The sequence below is a fragment of the Streptomyces sp. NPDC006012 genome, assembly GCF_042871185.1.
GTDB lineage: Bacteria > Actinomycetota > Actinomycetes > Streptomycetales > Streptomycetaceae > Streptomyces.
Genome location: NZ_JBIAIE010000013.1, coordinates 195,360 through 212,195, shown reverse-complemented (window position 1 = coordinate 212,195; position 16,836 = coordinate 195,360). Strand labels below are relative to the sequence as shown.

Genomic DNA, 16,836 nt, shown 5'->3' with positions numbered 1-16,836 from the left:
CTGATCGTTCGCTCGCGCAATACCGCATCACACAGCTCGAACAGAGGAGAACATCCGTGACTACTGGGGTCATCGCCCCGGCCGGAGCGACGGACGGAATGGCGCCGGTCGTCGAGGACATGAGCGCGTGGATCATCGCTGGCGCCGTCGGGTCCGACCCCGACCGCTTTCAGCGTGAAACCGACGGCCGGACACCTGCTCAGGGCATTCAGGACGGTGTCGATGCCGAACAGTTGGGGTTCTCCCGGGTGTGGCTGTCCGAGCGCCTGAACATCAAACTTGCCGACGTGATCCTCGCGGGGGTGGCGGCACGCACGACGCGGTTGGGTATCGGCACCGGGGCCATCGTCCCGACCACCCGCCAGCCCTGGGCCGCCGCCTCGCTCGGGGCGACCATGCACGCTGCCTTCGGCGAGCGCTTCGTCCTGGGGCTCGGCCGTGGGGAGGGGGATGCCCTCAGAGGAATGGGCATCAAGGTTGCGACCTTCCAGGCCATGGTCGACTACATCAGCATCTATCGGCGCCTGTGGGCCGGTGAGACGGTCCACTACGACGGCCCGGCAGGTCGCTTCGACAACCTCCGTTTCTCCCACACCTATCACGGCGCCCCGCCGCAGATCTGGCTCGCGGGCATGGCCAAGAACAAGGGGGCCGAGGTCATCGCCCGGGCCTGCGACGGTGTTCTGCTGCCTCCGATGTTCACACCCGAGGCCACCCGCAAGGCGGTCAGACGCATCCGCGAAGCATGCGAGAGGATCGACCGCGATCCCGCCAGTGTCCGAGTCTGTGTTCCAGTCATCACCGCGCCCGATATGGACGAGGAGGAGGCAATCTCCATCTCCGCCGGTCGGCTGGTGAACTATCTGCAGTTCCGCTACTACGGCGACATGCTCGCTGCCGAGAACGGCTGGTCCCCCGAACCGATCGAGCGCCTGCGTAACCACGAACAGTTCCGGGGCCTGGATCGTGCAGCCGGCCACGCCTTCCATCGGCACGAGATGTTGGGCCCCGCCGCCGAGCTGCCCTGGGAGTGGGTGAAGAACAGCTCGGCGATCGGGACCGTCGCCGAATGCGTCGAGCAGTTGCAGCGTTACCGCGACGCGGGCGCCGACGAAGTGGCCACCTATGGGTCGACTCCTATGCAGAACGCCTCGCTGATCGCGGCCTGGCGGGACAGGAGCCGGCCATGACCCGGGCCGGACATCACGCTGACGGCGGCCGACCGCTTGCCGCACCGTCGGTGTCGCCGCCCCGGCGGTCTCTGGGGCAGTCCGAGTCCATGACGGCCTTGATCGCCGAAAGGCTTGAGGACCTGACCCCGACGTGGTTCACCCGCGTCCTGCGCGAGGCAGGCACCATCGGTCCCGGGACGGCTGTCACGTCGGTCGACGCCCAGCAGATCGGGACCGGTCAGCTCGGTTCCGTCACCCGCGTGGCCCTCACCTACGACGGCCCGGCGAACGCCCCCGCCACGCTGGTCGTCAAGCAGCCTTCCCTCGACGAGGGCAGCCGTCGGGTGGGTGTGACCATGGGTGTCTACCGCTCCGAACTCCGCTTCTACGAGCAGCTCGCCCCCCTTGTCAGCTTGCGCACGCCTGCATTGCACTGGGGAGCGCTGGAAGACGATACCGGGCGATTCACCATGGTCCTCGATGATCTCGCGCCCACCTCCACGGCGGGCGACATGATGGAAGGCGCGACAGCCGGGCAGGCCGCCCTGGCGATCAGCGAACTGGTCGGTCTGCAAGCCCCTCTGTGGGACCATCCGCTCCTGTACCAGCTGCCGTGGCTGGACCTCGGCGGCATGCGCAAGCTGTTCGAAGAGGTGCCCGGCGCGGTCGAGGAGTTCGTGAACCGGTTCGGGGAACGGTTGGACAGTCGCCACATCGCTCTCGTCGAAGCCTTGGGGCCACGATCTCCGCATGCCTTCGAGGCCGTCTGGAAACCGCCGTTCGTCGTCGCCCACTGCGATTACCGTCTGGACAACATGCTGTTCGGCAAGGTGTCATCGGCGCCTTCGCTGACGGTCGTCGACTGGCAGACCACCTGTCCGGGCCCACCGGGCCTCGACGCGGCCGTCTTCCTCGCCTCCAGCGTCGACACCGAGACACGGCGCACCATCGAGAGCGGCTTGCTCGACGCCTATGCCGATGGGCTGAAGGAAGCGGGCATACGGGACTTCGGCTTTGCGGACGCGTGGGAGAGCTATCGCGCGGCGTCCCTCTCGCCGTTCCTGCTCACCATCTTCACATCGGTAACGCTGGAACGGACGGAACGGGGTGACGAGATGTGGACGCGGCTCATACGCGGCGCCGCGGACCTCGTCCTGGACACGGAAGCCGCACGCCTGCTCGACTGAGAGGAGGTCCGTCCGCTGCTGGAAGTCCTGCGGCCGACGGCTCACCGCCGTGCCGTCTGACGGTGGGACACACTCCGCATGGCGGAAGCGAGCCGTCCGAACTTTCGAATTGCGGTGCGAGCAGTCCCAGCCCGGGAGCGGCCCCGCTGCGACCGGGCCACGGGGACGCGCGGGAGCACTTCTGGCCCGAAGCCGGTGGCGATCTTCCGGGTGAGCCGCTGCTGTCCCATTATTCGGCGCAGCTTCGAGCAGGCCTCGGCGAGACCCGCCTCGTTGCGCCAGACCGCGCGGACCAGGGCGGCCATGTCGTCAGCAGTCGCGCTGCTGATCCGCCCCGGTCGCATCCCCGGCGACGCCAGTACCCGCTGCCATATCGCCTTGCCCTCCTCCGGCTGTATGGCGTCCCGGACCGCGTCGGCCATCGCGTCCCAGCCGGCGAATCCGGCGTCGCGGGCCGCGCTGTCGAACTCATGCTGGATCGTGTCCGGCAGGTGGAAGCCGGTGAAGCCGAGCGCGGCGAGGCGCGCCTTGACCTGTTCGATGCCGACCCGGCGGATCAGCACGTCGGCCGCGGTGTTGTCGCTGATGGTCAGCATCAGCCGGGCGACATCCCGCAGCGAGATCTCCACCGGGTCCTCGGTGATGCAGAGCCCCCCCGCCCAGCGACGCTTCGACCGGCGAGACCACCACTCGCTCGGTGGGGTCCAGTTCTTCCTCCGCTGCCTGGCAGAAGAACGCCAGGCCGATGGTGATCTTGAATGTGGAGGCCGCCACCGCGAGCTCTCCACCCGCCACCGATAGTCGCCCCGGTCCGTCGATCTCCAGCGCGCTCAGGCTTCCCCGGCAGTCGCCGGCCGCGAACACCTCGGCAATCGTCTCTTCGATCATCCGTTCACCGCGGCACCCGGCGACCGTGCCGGGCAGGGTGTTCACCGTGAGCGTGTCCGCTGTCGGCGTCATGGGCCGCGGAACCATGGTTCACGCTCGGCTCGCTTCAGCGCGAAGGCGTGCTTCAGGGCTGTTGGGAGGTCACTTCATTCTGCTGGACCACTGGTTCGCCCCACCCGGACCTCTGGACGCCACCGCACCGGATCTATGTCCCGACGAGGGACCAGAGAGGGGGCCCAGCCGAGCCCCACCCGCCCCAACAGCCCTGCTGGCCGAAGGCGTAACGGGCCATCCGCCCCTGGCTCACCCCCTGTGGGGTGCCATAACTCTCGTACCTGCTTCGACCTGGACTTCGAGGCCCGCCTCTGCTCATGGCATGTTCGAGCTCCGTGGTGCTCCGCATGGTCTATCTCGCCTTTGCCCGCCTCCTCGGGCTGCTCCTCCTGCTCTCCTGTTCCCAACGAGCCAAGGGCGTCGAGCTGCTGGCGCTGCGCCACGAAGTCGCGGTGCCGAGCCCAGGGCTCCGTCAAGTTCCGTGATTGCGTGGAGGGTTGGCGATCAGCTGGTAGGGGCGGACAGCAGAGCAGGCACGGGGGTTCGTGATCATTGTGGTGTCGAAGCCAGATGATCACGAGAATGTCCCGTGCCTGCTGTTGCATCTTCCCCTATCCCTGCCGTGCTGGAGAAACTGGGGCCGCTGGATGCGGACCGGATCGCTGACCTGCGTCCCTACCTCGAATCGGTTCCGGATCCGCGCTCATGCCGGGGCCGGTGGTACTCGCTGACGGGTGATCTTGCTGGTGTGTGCCTGCGCGGCCGTATGCGGCGCGAAGAGCATCGACCAGCTCGCCGAGTTCGGTGAGCGGGCCACGAACTCGCTGCTGGCATCCTCGGGGTACGCCGTCACCTGCTCGGCTGGCGGCGCGGCCCCAAGCCGGTCACTCTCGGACGCGTCCTTCAGGCACTTGACGGCGACGCCCTGGACCAGGCTGTGGGCGCCTACCTGGCCGACCGGCACCGCATCACCGCGTCCGCGGACGTGCCCGAGGCCCGATCGCGGCAGGTCATCGCCGTGGACGGCAAGGCCATCAAGGGCTCAGGCCGCCTGGCCGCGCCGCGCCGTCACCTGCTCTCGGCGGTCACCCACGACCGCGCCGCCACGATCGCCCAGGTCGAAGTCGGTGCGAAGACCAACGAAGTGCGCCACTTCAAGCCCCTGCTGGCGCCACTCGACCTCGCCGACACCGTCGTCACCTTCGATGCCCTCCACTCGGTGAAGGCCAACATCACCTGGCTGATCGAGACGAAGAAGACGCCGGCACCGCACCCCGCGCCATGGCCACCATCCGCAACCTCGTCATCGGCACCCTGAAGATCCTCGGAGCCGACAACATCGCCAAGACCACCCGAGCCATCGGCCACGAACCCGAACGAGCACTCGCCATCCTGGGCATCACCAACAACCAGGACACGGAACTTGACCAAGCCCTGGATCCATGGCGGTTCTGTCCGGGGCGTAAGGTGGCTGGAATTCGCAGTTTCCGCTGCGCAAGGTTCACCTCCCCGGGACTCCGGGGCAACTGCCGTCGAAGACACGTCCGGTGCTGAAGAACTCCACCGCCCTGCTCCCGCAGGACGTCTGCGACAGCGAGCCGTGCACACCGTCCTCGACGGTCAGCAGCGCACCGCCGACACGTGCCCGCATGTCCCGCGCCCAGCGGTAGGGGGTGACCGTCTCGAAGCGGTGCCCCACGAGCTGCAACGCGCTGGTGCTGCGCTTCAGCCGCCAGGGCTGCGCGGCCGACGGCCAGCCGGCGCACCAGTACTGGTAGCCGGCCTCCCAGCTGAACAGGGGAGAGGCCGCGAGACGCTGCCGGTCCTGGCGCCACAGCGTCCCCTCGCCGGGGTCCGCGCCCTGGTCGTTGCAGAGCACCGAGATCTGCGCGAGCAGTCCGGCGGTGTCGGAGTCCTCAAGACCCGCGCTCCTGCGGGCGTTCTCGTCGTCGTCGCCCACCAGCGGCGGGACGCCGCCGTCGCGCAGCGCCACGACGGTGGCCGCCATGTCCGGCCACAGGCCGCGCGGGTAGCTCATGATGCCCCGCAGCCGCCCGCCGGTGAAGTTCACCGAACGGCCGTCGGGCAGGGCGATCGTACGGGGGTGCCCGTCCAGGTGCCGTGCCAGCCGCACCACCGTGCGCGTCACCGCCGCCGGGGTCCGGCCCAGGCGGTCGCGGCCGTCCCGGTCGGCAGTCCAGCGGGCGAACCGCGCGAAGTTCGCGTCGGCGGCGGCGACCGGGCCGTCGTTCATGGTCCGCATGCTGAAGTCGGGCGGCATGACGGAGTCCAGCAGCATGCGGTCGACATGGCGGTCGTAGCGGCTGCGGTAGACGGCGCCGAGCGCGGTGCCCCACGAGATGCCGTAGAAACTGATCTTCTCCTCGCCGAGGGCGATCCGGATCCGGTCCATGTCCCTGGCCATGACGGTGGTGGAGAGGTTCCCGATGAACTCGGGGTCGTACCCGGCGCAGCGCCGGTTGTAGCGGGCGGTCTGCCGGTAGCCCTGGGCGAACTGCTCGTGTTCGCTCGCCTTCGGGTCCGGATCGGGCCCGTCCTCGGGGCTCGAAGCGCACTCCTTGCCCTCGCTGAACCCGATGCCACGCGGGTCGAACCCGATGAGGTCGTGGTCCACCCCGATTCCGGCGACGGTCGTCTCGCTCATGATCCTCGGCATCTCCAGGCCGGGGTTTCCCGGACCGCCGGGATTGATCAGCAGGACGCCTTTGCGCTTCCGCGGAGCGCTGGCCTTGCTCCGGCTGACCATGAGGCGGACCTGTCGGCCCTGGGGGCGGGCGTAGTCCAACGGGACGGCGACGGTGGCGCATTCGCTGCGCCCGTCCTTCTGGTCCCAGTCGTGGACGAGGGCGCGGCAGGGTTTCCAGGACAGGTGCGAGTGGTCGGTGGTGGCCGCCGCCGTCGGTGCCGCGGACGCCACCACCAGGGCGGAGGCGAGGGCCAGCAGGGTACGCGTCGGTTTCCTGGTACCGGTCATGGGTGGGGGCCGCCCTTCGTCGTGGCGCCGGTCGTGGAGGGGATGCGGCTCCACGATCCCGGCGGGCCACCGCGCGGCGCATCGGCCGAAAGGCCGGAGAACCGAGCGCTCCGGAGGGCGGGGGTCGTACTTTCGGTGGGGGCTCAAGGGCGGGGGAGAACGCCGGGTGCCCGCCCCCGGGACGGGGACGGGCACCTTTTACGGTTCTTCGTAGCTCCTGACAGCCTTACCGGTGGTCAGGCCCGCTTCGCTGAGGCCGTCGAAGTCGTCGTCGGCAGGCTCCCTTCTGCTGTTCGGAACCGCCGCAGGTCCAGATCTGCAGCTCGGTGCCGTTGGCGGAGCTGGCGTCGGTGGCGTCCAGGCAGCGGCCGGACAGGGTGTTGACGAGGCTGCTGTTGGCGCCCGTCGTCCACTTCTGCCCGTTGCTTCCGTTGCACACCTGGAGCGTCACCGCGGTGCCGCTGGCGGTGGCGTTGTTCGCGACGCCCACACAGCTGCCGAGGACCTGCACACTGCCGTCGGCGGCGACGGACCAGTCCTGTGAGATCCCCGTGCCGCAGGTGTTCAACTGGAGCGCGGTGGCGGCGGCGTTGGTGGAACCTGACCCGTTCAGGCCGACGCACTTGCCGCCGAGGCCCGTGACGTGCCCGGTGGGTACACCGGCGGGCAGTTGCCAGCGCTGGTTGTCGGAGACGGCGCAGGCCCAGATCTGCAACGGGGTGCCGTTGGCGGAGCTGGGGCCGGTGGCGTCGAGGCAGGTGCCCGACTTCTTGCTGACCAGACCGCGGTTGGCGGCCCAGGTCCACTGCTGGTCGGTGGAAGAGGCGTTGCAGTCGGCCAGGAGGGCCTTGGTGCCGTCGGCGACGGCACCGCTCTTGAGCGCGACGCACTTGCCGGTCGTGTCGTTGACGAGAGTGCCGTCGGCGTCGGCGTGCCACTTCTGGACGGCGGAGCCGTCACAGATCTGCAGGACCACCTGGCTGCCGTTGCCGGACGCGGCGCCGCTGTCGGGCGTCATGCACCGTGACTCGAACAGCCGCATGGTGGCGTCCGACGCGACCCGCCACTGCTGGGAGTCGGAGGAGCCACAGGTGTTCAGCACCAGGGCGGTGCCCGGCGTCTGGCTGCCGCCGTCGCTGTCTGCACACATACCGGCGATGCCGGTGAGATGCCCCTGCGGACCGGCCGGGGTGGTGGGCAGGTCGAACTTCTGCCCTGCGGTGGCCGTGTTGCAGGTCGCGGTGGCCAGGGCGATACCCGGCGTGGTCGACGAGCCCTTGATCTCGGCGCACAGGCCGGAGGCCTGGTTGACGAGCGTGCGGTTCGAAGTGGCCTTCCACTGCTGGGCGGTGGAGCCGTCACAGGCCGCCAGCACCAGCGCGGTGCCGGACGAGCCGCTCTTGCCCGCGGGCATCACGCACTTGCCCTGCACCCACAGCGCCCCGTCCCGGCCCGCGATCCGCACCTGCGAGGCACCGCCGTCACACGTCTGGGTCTGCACGGCCGTACCGTTGGCGAGCCCGGAGGCGTGGCCGACGCAGAGTCCGCCGACCGCGGTGAGCGCGCCCACCGGACCGGCCGGGGCGGGCGAGGCCGGGAAGTCGAGGCCGATCTGCGTCTTGCCCAGGTGCTCGGGCAGCTCCGCCGCCGTACCGCTGACCTTCTGGAACGTCAGCGAGTTGACCGGCGCGGACTTGCGCTGGATCAGGTAGTCGTGCCCGGCCTTGGCGGGGATGGTGAACTGCGCGGCCGTGGAGTACGCCACGACCGTCGAGCCGTCCGCCGCGTCCACGACGCCGACCGACTCGCCGGGCCACGGGTTGCGGGTGACGAAGGAGGCTGCCGAACCGGCCTCCAGCGCGACGGTGACCGGGAGGCCGTTCCGTGTCTGTACGTCCACCTTGGCGTTGTCGTGCATGGTCACCGTGCCGTCGACGTCCCAGTCCGACGGGACCGCCGGGGCGACACGCAGCACGTCGTCGTAGTCCTGCACCAGCGCCTCCTTGACACCGGCGGCGATCACGCCGACCGTTTCGCTGTACGGCTCGCGGCCGGTCAGCACGTTGTTGTTGCTGGTCAGGCCCGAGGGATAGAGCTGGTTGGTGACGTTGAACAGCAGGCCGGCCTTGACCGCGTCGGCCTTGCCCAGGCGGGCGCCTGGAGCGCGGCGAAGCTCCAGTTGGCGTCATTGGGCCAGCGCCGGTTGTCGTAGATGCGCACCGCGAGGCCGTGCAGCCCGCCCGAGTCGGTGATCAGGCCGTAGGGCCACACCGGCTCCAGGTCCAGGTTCTCGGAGTTGTGGGTCACGGTGGCCGGCTCGGCCGACAGCGCGATCACGTCGTCGCCCGCGGCGTCCGACGAGGAGGTGAGGACCTTGGTGTGGGTCGCGGCGTCCGTACGTGGCAGCGGCGGCAACTTGGCCTGCGCGGCCATAAGTTGTGTCTGGAGGCCGGTGTCGGTGCCGAGCGCCTTCGTCGCGGAGACGATCACCGGGAACAGTGCCTGCATGGCGGCGATGTCGGTGACCGGGTCGCTGACGTTCCACTGGGGCTCGTGCGCGTTGGCCTTCGTGTGCAGCAGGCCGTCGCTGCCGGTCGTGGCGTACGACAGCAGGAACTGCGCGCTGGACTTCATCAGCGGGTAACTCTCCCGCAGGAACGGCAGGTCACCGCTGGTGCGGTACTGCTGCCACAGCGCCAGCGACACCTCGGCGCCGGTGGTGATCGTCTGCGCGTTGTACGACGTCAGGCTCGCCTCGCAGGAGGCGTTGCCCGTGCCGGAGTCGATGTAGCCGTTGTCGTTGAACCGCATCGTCTCCGGGACGCAGGCGCCGGTATGTCCCGGCATGTGGTCCTTCGTCCACGCCTCGATGTTCGCGAGGCTGGAGGTGTAGAGGTCGTAGAACGGCGTGTTCAGGTCGGAGACGCCCGAGCTGAGGTTGGCGGCGGCCTGCATACGCAGGTTCCACCACCAGTAGTCGCGCGGCGACCAGTCGTGCTCGTCGCGGGTGAAGGAGAACAGGTCCGCGACACCGGCCTGGGCACCGGGCAGGGAACCCCGGTTGCTCGCGGCCGGCTGGTAGAGGAAGACCGTCCGCAGGTTCTCCACGTAGGAGCCCGTGCCGTCGGCCGACTCTATCTTCACCGGGTTCGTCCGGTCCCAGAAGTCGTGCCACCAGGCGGTGTGCGGGGACTTCAGGCTCGCGGACGAGACGGTGGCGTCGCTGCCCGGGTACGACGTGGCCGTCGCGCCCGCGTCGCCGCCCGTCCAGTGCGGCGCGGCGACGACGACCCGGAACGAGCCGTCGGCCGCCGGGTTGAAGGCGACCTGCACACTGTCGCCGTCCGTCACCGAGGAGGTGACGTTGCGTCCGCCGGCCGTGATTCCGAGCAGGGTGGCGAAGGTGTCTCCGCTGCTGCCGGCCCCGTCGGGTCGGTGTTCGCCCGCCCGAGCACCACGTCGGAGCGGTGAACGACGGCGGAACGGTCCACCTGGAAGGCGCCGTTCTGCCACGCCGTCGGGTCCGCCTGGGCGGCCGCCGCCTGCTGCGCGGCCGCCGGGGCGGCGAGCGCGGTCGGGGCGGTGAGTCCGAGGGCCAGGGCGGTCACGGCACCGGCCGTGAGCGCGCCCCAGCCGGGTCTGTGTCTGTGCATCGGTTCCTTCGCATCGTGTACGGGGTGATGCCAAGTTCACCTCGGGCCGGCCGTTGGCCGAATACTGCACAAGTGGCTCCTTGACAGAGGCACCTGACCCGAGGATGCTCGTCACCTGTTAGGACAGTGACGCATGGTGGGTGTGTGCACATGTGTCTCGCACGTTCCGGATAGAACACCAGGAAGCGACATGATCAGCAGACGGCGACTGACCCAGGCCATGACGGCGACGGCGGCGATGGCGGGAGTGTCCGGTCTGGCCGGCGCGGGCCAGGCCTCGGCACTCACCGGCGCCCCGGCCGCCCAGGCCGCGGCCGGGCGGACCCCGCACGGCCTCGGGCCCGTCCGGCACATCCGCACCGGCCTCCTCGACATCGCCTACCACGACGTCGGCCCGGCGCACGGCAAGCCTGTGCTCCTCCTGCACGGCTGGCCCTTCAGCCCGGTCGGCTCCTACGCTGAGGTGGCGCCCGCGCTCGCCCGCCGCGGCTACCGCTGCTACATCCCCTATCTGCGCGGCCACGGTGAGACGCGCTTCCGCCATGCGGACACCTTCCGCTCCGGCGAGCAGGCGGCGCTCGGCCAGGACCTGATCGACTTCATGGACGCGCTGCGCATCCCGCGGGCCACGTTCGCCGGCTACGACTGGGGCGGCCGGGCCGGTGACGTCGCCGCGGCGCTGTGGCCGGAGCGCTGCACCGGACTGGTCTCCGTCAACGGCTACCTCATCCAGAACCTCGCCGTCGCCCAGGAGCCGATCGCACCCGCGCTGGAGGAGGGCTACTGGTACTTCTTCTACTTCACCACCGAGCGCGGCCTCAAGGGCCTCCAGCGCAACCGCGAGGACCTCGCCCGCGTCGTCTGGCACCGCAACTCGCCCCAGTGGCAGTTCACCGAGGCCGAGTTCGAGGAGGCGGCGCGACTGTGGGGCAACCCGGACTACGTCGACGTGGTGATCCACAGCTACCGCCACCGCCTGGCCGCCGCCCCTGGCGACCCCCGTTACGCCGAGTTGGAGCGGCGGCTCCTGGAGCTGCCGAAGATCACCGTCCCCGCCGTCACCCTGGACGGCCAGGCCGACGGTGTCATCCCGCCGACCGACGGAAGCGGCTACGCGGCGCACTTCACGGGCCCCTGGACCCACCACATCGTCCCGAACGCCGGCCACAACCTCCCCCAGGAACAGCCCGAGGCGTTCACCTCGGCGATCCTCGAAGCCGACGCCATGGCCTGACCGCCTCCACTGCCTTTTGGGGCCGCCGCGTCGCCCCCCGGCGCGGCGGCCCACCGGCGTCCTCCTCAGGGCTCCGTCAAGTTCCGTGCCTCCTCCCGCTCCGCCCCTACCAGCTGATCGCCAACCCTCCACGCAATCACGGAACTTGACGGAGCCCTGTGCCGAGCCGGGGTCGAAGCAGGTACGAGACTTTTGGAACCCCACAGGCACCATCGATGGTCGGCGCCCCGGTGGGGAATCGTGACCACGCGGTTGGGGAATTACGTGACCGCCGAAACCGAACATCCAACCGGCGAGGGCAAGCTGTATCTGTGCGCGGTCAAGGACGTGTTCTCGGGCCGCATCGTGGGCCATTCCATCGACTCCCGGATGAAGTTCTGCCTCGCGGTGAACGCGCTGGAATCCGCCGTCGCCCGCCGTGGCCAGGTGGCCGACACGTTCGGTGCGGGACGCGGAGCTCAAGGAGCTGATCAGCCAGGTCCACACCGCCAACTACCGTGTCTACGGGGCCCGGAAGATCTGGCGCGAGCTGAACCGGCAGGGACATGCGGTGGCCCGCTGCACCGTCGAGCGCCTGATGCGCGAGATGGGCATCCAGGGTGCGGTCCGCGGCAAGCGCGTGATCACCACGCTGCCCGGCGGGCAGGTCGAGCGGGCCCCTGACCGTCTTGACCGCGACTTCATCGCCGACGCCCCCAACCGGTGCTGGGTCGCGGATTTCACCCCTGTGAAGACTTGGTCGGCGACCGTCTGCATCGCGTTCGTCGTGGACACCTTCTCCCGTCGGATCGTCGGCTGGTCGGCCGCCACCGTGAAGGAGACCGTCTTCGTCCTGGACGCTCTGGAGATGGCAATCTGGCAACGCGACCGCGACCAACACCTCATCCGGTCGGGTGAGTTGATCCATCACTCGGACGCCGGGTCGCAATACACATCGTTCAAGCTCGCCGAACACCTGGACGCCGCCGGCATCGCCGCCTCCGTCGGCTCGGTCGGCGACGCCTACGACAACGCCCTGACGGAATCGGCGATTGGCCTGTACAAAACCGAGTTGATCAAACCCCAGCGGCCCTGGAAGACACTCTCCCAGGTCGAGCTGGCCACCGCCGAATGGGTCGACTGGTACAACCACCGCCGACTCCACGGTGAGACAGGGCACATCCCGCCCGTCGAGTACGAAGCCAGCTACTACACGGAACTCACGAAACCCCAGGTCACAACCACAATCTGAGATCTCTACCGAACCCGGGGCAGTTCAGGATGCCGTGTTCCTTGAGGATGCTCCACACGGTGGAAGCGGCGACCTTGACGTCGGGCGCGGCGAGTTCCCCGTGCACGCTCCTGTAGCCCCATTGTGGGTTCTCTCGCACGAGGCGCAGGACCAGGGCGCGGATGGAGCGGACGGTGCGGGGCCGGCCCCGGCGCTTGGGGCGGGAGGCCTCGGCGTGGCGTCGGCGCAGGATCTCGTGGTGCCAGCGCAGCACAGTGTCAGCGGAGACGATCAAATGGATCTGACGAAGCCGCACCCGGGGGAGGCGGTGCAGCAGTGCGGTGAGCAGCCCGGTCGGGCCAGGTCAGATGTGGCATTCCTACTTGCCGCTGCAGCACGAGGAGTTGGTCGCGCAGCGCCAGGATCTCCAGATCCTTCTCCCGATCGCCCCACGGGGACAGCCGTATGAAGCTGAAGGCGGTCGACAGGGCGAGATACGGCAGTCGCAACAGCACAGTCGAGCATCCTCGCAGTCGGCCCAGACGGGCTCCAAGAAGCCCCCCCGCGCCAAAGGCTGACGCATCAGCTGCACACCGCTGACCCCCGGTCATGCCTGTGACCAGCGCGGATGCAATATTCGCCACGTACAAGGTCCGCGCCACGCAGCGATCGGGCGGCCGCCGCCGCGACCACGGTGGCGGTGTCCACGGCGGCGGGCAGCCGCAGGATGAGATGGAGGCCGGCTGCAAGAGGGGCGGCAGCGGTCAGACGGACGGCGGGTGACGTTCCCGCACGATCCCGTTGTCCCAGGCCCAGGCGGCGATCTCGACACGGTTGCGGACGCCCAGCTTGTCCTTCGTGTTGGCCAGGTGCGTCTTGACGGTGCCCAGGGACAGGTACAACTCGTCGCAGATCTCCTGGTTGGTGCGTCCGACCGAAAGAAGCTTTACCACGTCGAGTTCGCGCTCGGAGAGGGTGTGCGGCACGGTACGGCGCGGTTGCTGTTCGGTGAGGTGTCTGAGCAGACGGACCGTGACGGCGGGTGAGACGAGGGCGTCGCCGCGGGCGGCGGACCGCACGGCCTCGATGAGGAGGGTTGAGGGGGCGTCCTTGAGCAGGAAGCCGCAGGCGCCGTTGCGCAGGGCCGTGTAGGCGTAGTCGTCCTGGTCGAAGGTGGTCACGACGACCACTCGCAGCGGGTCGGTGACGCCCGGTCCGGCGAGGGCACGGGTGACCTCCAGGCCGTCCAGCGCGGGCATGCGGACGTCGACGAGGCAGACGTCCGGGCGTAACCTGCGGGCGAGTTCCACGCAGGTGGCGCCTTCCGCCGCTTCGCCGACCACCTCCAGGTCGTCCTGGGTTCCCAGGATCAGCCGGAAGCCCGTACGGACCATCTCCTGGTCGTCCGCGATCAGCACGCGGGTCCTGGCACCGAGGGGCCTGTTCACAGCGTCGGCACCCTTCATGACGATGATCCTTCCACAGGAAGCAGGAGCGGGAAGAGTGCGGTCACGCTCCAGCCCCCGTCCGGTGTCCTGCCGGTGGTGAGGGTGCCTTCCACGGCGGCGACGCGTTCGTGCAGGCCCACCAGGCCGAAGCCGCCGCGGCCCCCGGTGGGAACGGCGGAACGCGCCGACGGTGCAGCGTTGCGCACCTGAACCCGCAGCCGACGGTCCTCGCCGTGCCGGTCGAGGTCCAGATGGACGGCGGTGTCCGCACCGGGAGCATGCCGGCGGACGTTCGTCAGGGCCTCCTGCACCACACGGTGGACGGAGGTCTCCACTTCGGGGGCCAGCCGGGCTCCTCGCACCTCCGGCGCGGCGTCCAGCCTCGCCGCGACGTCCTGATCGGAGAACGCGGATACGAGACGCTCCAGTTCGGTGAGTATCTCGCCCGGCCGGGCGGCGGGGTGGTCTTCCTCGCGCAGCACCCGCACCAGCCGGCGCATGGAGTCCAGGGTCTCCGAGCCGGCCCGGGAGATGCCCTCCAGCAGCGGTCTGACCTGATCGGCCTGGCTCTCCTGAATGATCAGGGCGGCGTTCGCGTGCACGATGATGCCGGTGACGTGGTGGGCGACGAAATCGTGCAGATCCCGGGCGAGTTCCATGCGCTCGTTGTGGCGCACCTGGGTCACGGCCCGGGCCCGCCGGGCGTCCAGCAGGCGCAGGTAGCAGCCCAGGCCCACGGCGCCGCCGACCATGAAGGTCAGGAGGAAGGAGAGCGAGAGCGCGTCGTAGCCGGTGATGCCGCGCAGGGGCAGGACGATCACCGCGGCGCTCAGGGCTGCCGACAGGACCACCGCGGCGGCCGGCCGGGGTATCCGGCGTGCGGTGCGCACCAGCAGGCCCATCAGGGCCGCGTTCTCCAGCAGCCCCCAGGAGAACTCCAGCGGTGCCCTGTCGAGGAGCGCGGCCGTCAGTGCCAGCGATCCCAGGGCCGCGATAGCGGCCCGCACCTCGGGGCCAGGGCCCTGGAAGGGCAGGAAGAGGGCGAGTGCGGTGAGGATGCCGAAGCACAGCGTCAGCAGTTGCAGCAGCCCGCCGTCGAGGGTGCCGGCCAGGACGGGGCGCGCGATGTCCACCAGCAACAGCAGTGTCAGGCCGGCCACGAGCAGGCAGGTGAGCAGCCGCCGCACGGCGGGAGTGAGCGGAGTGTCAGGTTCCACAGCATGCAGGGTACGGAGCCGGGCAGCGGATCGGCCCGCGGGCCCGGCGGCAACGAGTGGCCACCCGCGCCGCCGTGACACGGGGTTCACGACCGCCAGTCGGGGTGGCCTGGCATCTCGGGGACCTTCTCGCCGTACAGCCAGGAGCGGAGAAACGCGCTCAGGTCCTGGCCGGTGACGCGGCCGGCGAGACGGATGTAGTCCTCGGTGCCGGCGACGCCGTCCTGGTACTGCCGGACCCAGGCGCTCTCGATGCGCTGGAAGGCGGCCTCCCCGACCTTCTCCCGAAGGGCGTACAGCGTCAGCGCGCCACCCTGGTAGGCGTTCCAGCCGTAGGGTGCCATCGTCCGGGGCTTGACGGCGTCGGGACGGGGCGCGGCGATGGGACCTTCCTCGCCGAGGTGGGTGTTGATCTCCTGGTACAGCTCGCGCATCGACTTCTCCACGCTGGTGCCGTACGCCTTGGCTCCCCACAGGCTCTGGTAGTAGACGGCGTGGCCTTCGTTGAGCCACAGGTCGCTCCAGCGGCGCGGGGAGACGCTGTTGCCGAAGTACTCGTGGGACATCTCGTGCGCCACGATGGCGTCCGTGCCGTTGTCCTGGTATGCCTGCGGGGTCAGCGTCTCCGCGGCCAGCAGGGTCAGGGACTGGGTTTCCAACTCGCCGCCCAGCGGGGAGGCGTAGACGCCGTAGGTGCGCAGCGGGAAGCTGCCCCGGCCCAGGTGCTGTTCCAGGAACCGCATGACCTCGGGAACGGTTTTGTTCAGTTGCGGTTCGATGGCGTGCGCCTGCCGCCGGGGGAGCGCGTAGCGCAACGTGGTGCCGTGCGGACCGCCGTGGCGGACGACGGAGAAGGGACCGACACCGATCTGGAGCAGTTCGGGGGCAAGCCTTTGGCGGCTTTCGAAGGTGCGGGTGGTGTCCGCGCCGTGCTGACGGGTGGCGGTGAGTTCGCCGTTGGCGATGGAGTTCAGGCGGTACGGCGCCGTGACGGTGATGGTGGCGGGTGCCTTCTGGGCGGGGTGGTCGGCCAGGGCGGCGATGCGGTGAGCCCCGGAGGGCTGGCTGCTGGTCTGGATCCACGAGCCGTACCGGACCATGCCGTAGGCCCCGCCGACGCCGAGTTTCGTCACCTGCTGGGTGTCCGCTACGGGTGCCTGGACCTGGACCCGTACGGTGAACCGTTCTCCGCGCTGCAGCGGCATTGCGGGTGTCACCCGTAGTTCCTCGCCGGTCCGTGACCAGCGGGCCGGACGGCCGTCGACGGTCACCTCGCGGACGGTGGTGCCGGCGAGGTCCAGGTCGAACCGGCTGAGGGCCTGGGTGGCACGGGCCCGGACGGTGGAGAGGGCGGTGTAGTGCTTGAGGTCCTTCGCGAAGCGCAGGTTCAGCGCGTAGTGGCCGACCTGATAGCCGCCGTTGCCGAGCCCGGGGTGGATCGGGTCGCCGATTCCCGCGGCGCCGGGGCGGGGCGGGTTCGGGGCGTGAGCGGCCTCGGCCGGGGCACACGCCGTCAGGCCGAGCACGACGGCGGCAAGTGCTGCCGCACTCCTGGGAGTCGAGATGTTCCGTGGCATGGGGGAAGCCTCGCCCCCGTCGCCGGACCCTGGGATCGGCCGCGCGGCCGGTTCTCCGGGTCGGCCATCGGCCGGCAGGCCGACGGCCGGAACGCGATGCCCGGCGGCTCGGGCACGGACCGCAGACTCGGGCTGTCCTTCGCGGGCGCGGGCGTGCCGCATCGACCGCGTATCCGGTGGGGAGTACCCCGACGGTCGAAG

General features: G+C 69.7%; 13 protein-coding genes and 3 pseudogenes. 7 read left to right on the top strand and 9 right to left on the bottom strand.

The window, feature by feature from the left end; all coding sequences use genetic code 11:
* The first annotated feature begins 56 nt into the window (after positions 1–56).
* Together ACFYPJ_RS23075 and ACFYPJ_RS23070 are read left to right on the top strand one after the other, a co-directional pair.
* Positions 57–1,190 carry a TIGR03857 family LLM class F420-dependent oxidoreductase gene (locus ACFYPJ_RS23075; protein WP_389020182.1) on the top strand — a complete coding sequence of 378 codons (1,134 nt, stop codon included), beginning with the start codon at positions 57–59 and terminating at the stop codon, positions 1,188–1,190.
* Complete coding sequence (locus ACFYPJ_RS23070; protein ID WP_389020179.1) at positions 1,187–2,359, top strand: aminoglycoside phosphotransferase family protein; 1,173 nt, start codon at positions 1,187–1,189, stop codon at positions 2,357–2,359. Before ACFYPJ_RS23075 ends, ACFYPJ_RS23070 begins: the two co-directional genes overlap by 4 nt.
* 41 nt (positions 2,360–2,400) lie before the next feature.
* On the opposite strand, the pseudogene ACFYPJ_RS23065 reads toward ACFYPJ_RS23070, so the two are convergent.
* Positions 2,401–3,247 (bottom strand): annotated as a pseudogene (locus ACFYPJ_RS23065) (serine hydrolase).
* Positions 3,248–3,618: 371 nt separating this feature from the next.
* On the opposite strand from ACFYPJ_RS23065, the gene ACFYPJ_RS23060 reads away from it, so the two are divergent.
* Positions 3,619–3,786 (top strand): hypothetical protein, encoded by a 168-nt coding sequence (locus ACFYPJ_RS23060; RefSeq protein WP_389020176.1) that lies wholly within the window; start codon positions 3,619–3,621, stop codon positions 3,784–3,786.
* Between the two features lie 452 nt (positions 3,787–4,238).
* A complete protein-coding gene (locus ACFYPJ_RS23055; RefSeq protein ID WP_389020174.1) occupies positions 4,239–4,619 on the top strand; it encodes a hypothetical protein in 381 nt (126 codons plus the stop codon).
* Between the two features lie 183 nt (positions 4,620–4,802).
* Here ACFYPJ_RS23055 and ACFYPJ_RS23050 read toward each other — a convergent pair whose 3' ends face one another.
* The 4 genes from ACFYPJ_RS23050 to ACFYPJ_RS23035 form a co-directional block, all read right to left on the bottom strand.
* Positions 4,803–6,296: an alpha/beta fold hydrolase gene (locus ACFYPJ_RS23050; RefSeq protein WP_389020171.1), complete on the bottom strand. Its 1,494-nt coding sequence runs from the start codon at positions 6,294–6,296 to the stop codon at positions 4,803–4,805.
* A 226-nt stretch (positions 6,297–6,522) separates the two neighbouring features.
* Positions 6,523–8,358 (bottom strand): ricin-type beta-trefoil lectin domain protein, encoded by a 1,836-nt coding sequence (locus tag ACFYPJ_RS23045; protein WP_389020168.1) that lies wholly within the window; start codon positions 8,356–8,358, stop codon positions 6,523–6,525.
* A 14-nt stretch (positions 8,359–8,372) separates the two neighbouring features.
* Complete coding sequence (locus ACFYPJ_RS23040; RefSeq protein WP_389020165.1) at positions 8,373–9,647, bottom strand: hypothetical protein; 1,275 nt, start codon at positions 9,645–9,647, stop codon at positions 8,373–8,375.
* Positions 9,644–9,949 (bottom strand): hypothetical protein, encoded by a 306-nt coding sequence (locus ACFYPJ_RS23035; protein ID WP_389020163.1) that lies wholly within the window; start codon positions 9,947–9,949, stop codon positions 9,644–9,646. The genes ACFYPJ_RS23040 and ACFYPJ_RS23035 overlap by 4 nt, the downstream gene beginning before the upstream one ends.
* A 190-nt stretch (positions 9,950–10,139) precedes the next feature.
* Between ACFYPJ_RS23035 and ACFYPJ_RS23030 the strand changes: the two genes are divergently transcribed.
* From ACFYPJ_RS23030 to ACFYPJ_RS23020, 3 genes and pseudogenes are all read left to right on the top strand, one after another.
* The gene (locus ACFYPJ_RS23030) at positions 10,140–11,183 is read left to right on the top strand and encodes an alpha/beta fold hydrolase (protein WP_389020160.1); all 1,044 of its coding nucleotides are present in this window, start codon (positions 10,140–10,142) and stop codon (positions 11,181–11,183) included.
* A 261-nt stretch (positions 11,184–11,444) separates the two neighbouring features.
* Positions 11,445–11,645, top strand: a pseudogene (locus ACFYPJ_RS23025) (DDE-type integrase/transposase/recombinase); the annotation flags it as partial.
* Complete coding sequence (locus tag ACFYPJ_RS23020) at positions 11,602–12,414, top strand: IS3 family transposase (protein WP_389020158.1); 813 nt, start codon at positions 11,602–11,604, stop codon at positions 12,412–12,414. The pseudogene ACFYPJ_RS23025 and the gene ACFYPJ_RS23020, both read left to right, overlap by 44 nt.
* Positions 12,415–12,430: 16 nt before the next feature.
* Here ACFYPJ_RS23020 and ACFYPJ_RS23015 read toward each other — a convergent pair.
* From ACFYPJ_RS23015 to ACFYPJ_RS23000, 4 genes and pseudogenes are all read right to left on the bottom strand, one after another.
* Positions 12,431–12,908: pseudogene (locus ACFYPJ_RS23015) on the bottom strand (helix-turn-helix domain-containing protein); the annotation flags it as partial.
* A 249-nt stretch (positions 12,909–13,157) separates the two neighbouring features.
* Positions 13,158–13,859 carry a response regulator gene (locus ACFYPJ_RS23010; protein ID WP_389020155.1) on the bottom strand — a complete coding sequence of 234 codons (702 nt, stop codon included), beginning with the start codon at positions 13,857–13,859 and terminating at the stop codon, positions 13,158–13,160.
* Positions 13,856–15,058 carry a sensor histidine kinase gene (locus ACFYPJ_RS23005; RefSeq protein WP_389020153.1) on the bottom strand — a complete coding sequence of 401 codons (1,203 nt, stop codon included), beginning with the start codon at positions 15,056–15,058 and terminating at the stop codon, positions 13,856–13,858. Before ACFYPJ_RS23005 ends, ACFYPJ_RS23010 begins: the two co-directional genes overlap by 4 nt.
* 86 nt (positions 15,059–15,144) lie before the next feature.
* Positions 15,145–16,635 carry a M1 family metallopeptidase gene (locus tag ACFYPJ_RS23000; protein WP_389020150.1) on the bottom strand — a complete coding sequence of 497 codons (1,491 nt, stop codon included), beginning with the start codon at positions 16,633–16,635 and terminating at the stop codon, positions 15,145–15,147.
* Between the last annotated feature and the right edge of the window lie 201 nt (positions 16,636–16,836).

Excerpts from the sequence above, each read along its gene's own strand:
- ACFYPJ_RS23070 (WP_389020179.1), top strand. The coding sequence starts at position 1,187 with ATGACCCGGGCCGGACATCACGCTGACGGCGGCCGACCGCTTGCCGCA.
- ACFYPJ_RS23060 (WP_389020176.1), top strand. The coding sequence starts at position 3,619 with ATGGCATGTTCGAGCTCCGTGGTGCTCCGCATGGTCTATCTCGCCTTT.
- ACFYPJ_RS23050 (WP_389020171.1), bottom strand. The coding sequence starts at position 6,296 with ATGACCGGTACCAGGAAACCGACGCGTACCCTGCTGGCCCTCGCCTCC.
- ACFYPJ_RS23035 (WP_389020163.1), bottom strand. The coding sequence starts at position 9,949 with ATGCACAGACACAGACCCGGCTGGGGCGCGCTCACGGCCGGTGCCGTG.
- ACFYPJ_RS23030 (WP_389020160.1), top strand. The coding sequence starts at position 10,140 with ATGATCAGCAGACGGCGACTGACCCAGGCCATGACGGCGACGGCGGCG.
- ACFYPJ_RS23010 (WP_389020155.1), bottom strand. The coding sequence starts at position 13,859 with ATGAAGGGTGCCGACGCTGTGAACAGGCCCCTCGGTGCCAGGACCCGC.
- ACFYPJ_RS23000 (WP_389020150.1), bottom strand. The coding sequence starts at position 16,635 with ATGCCACGGAACATCTCGACTCCCAGGAGTGCGGCAGCACTTGCCGCC.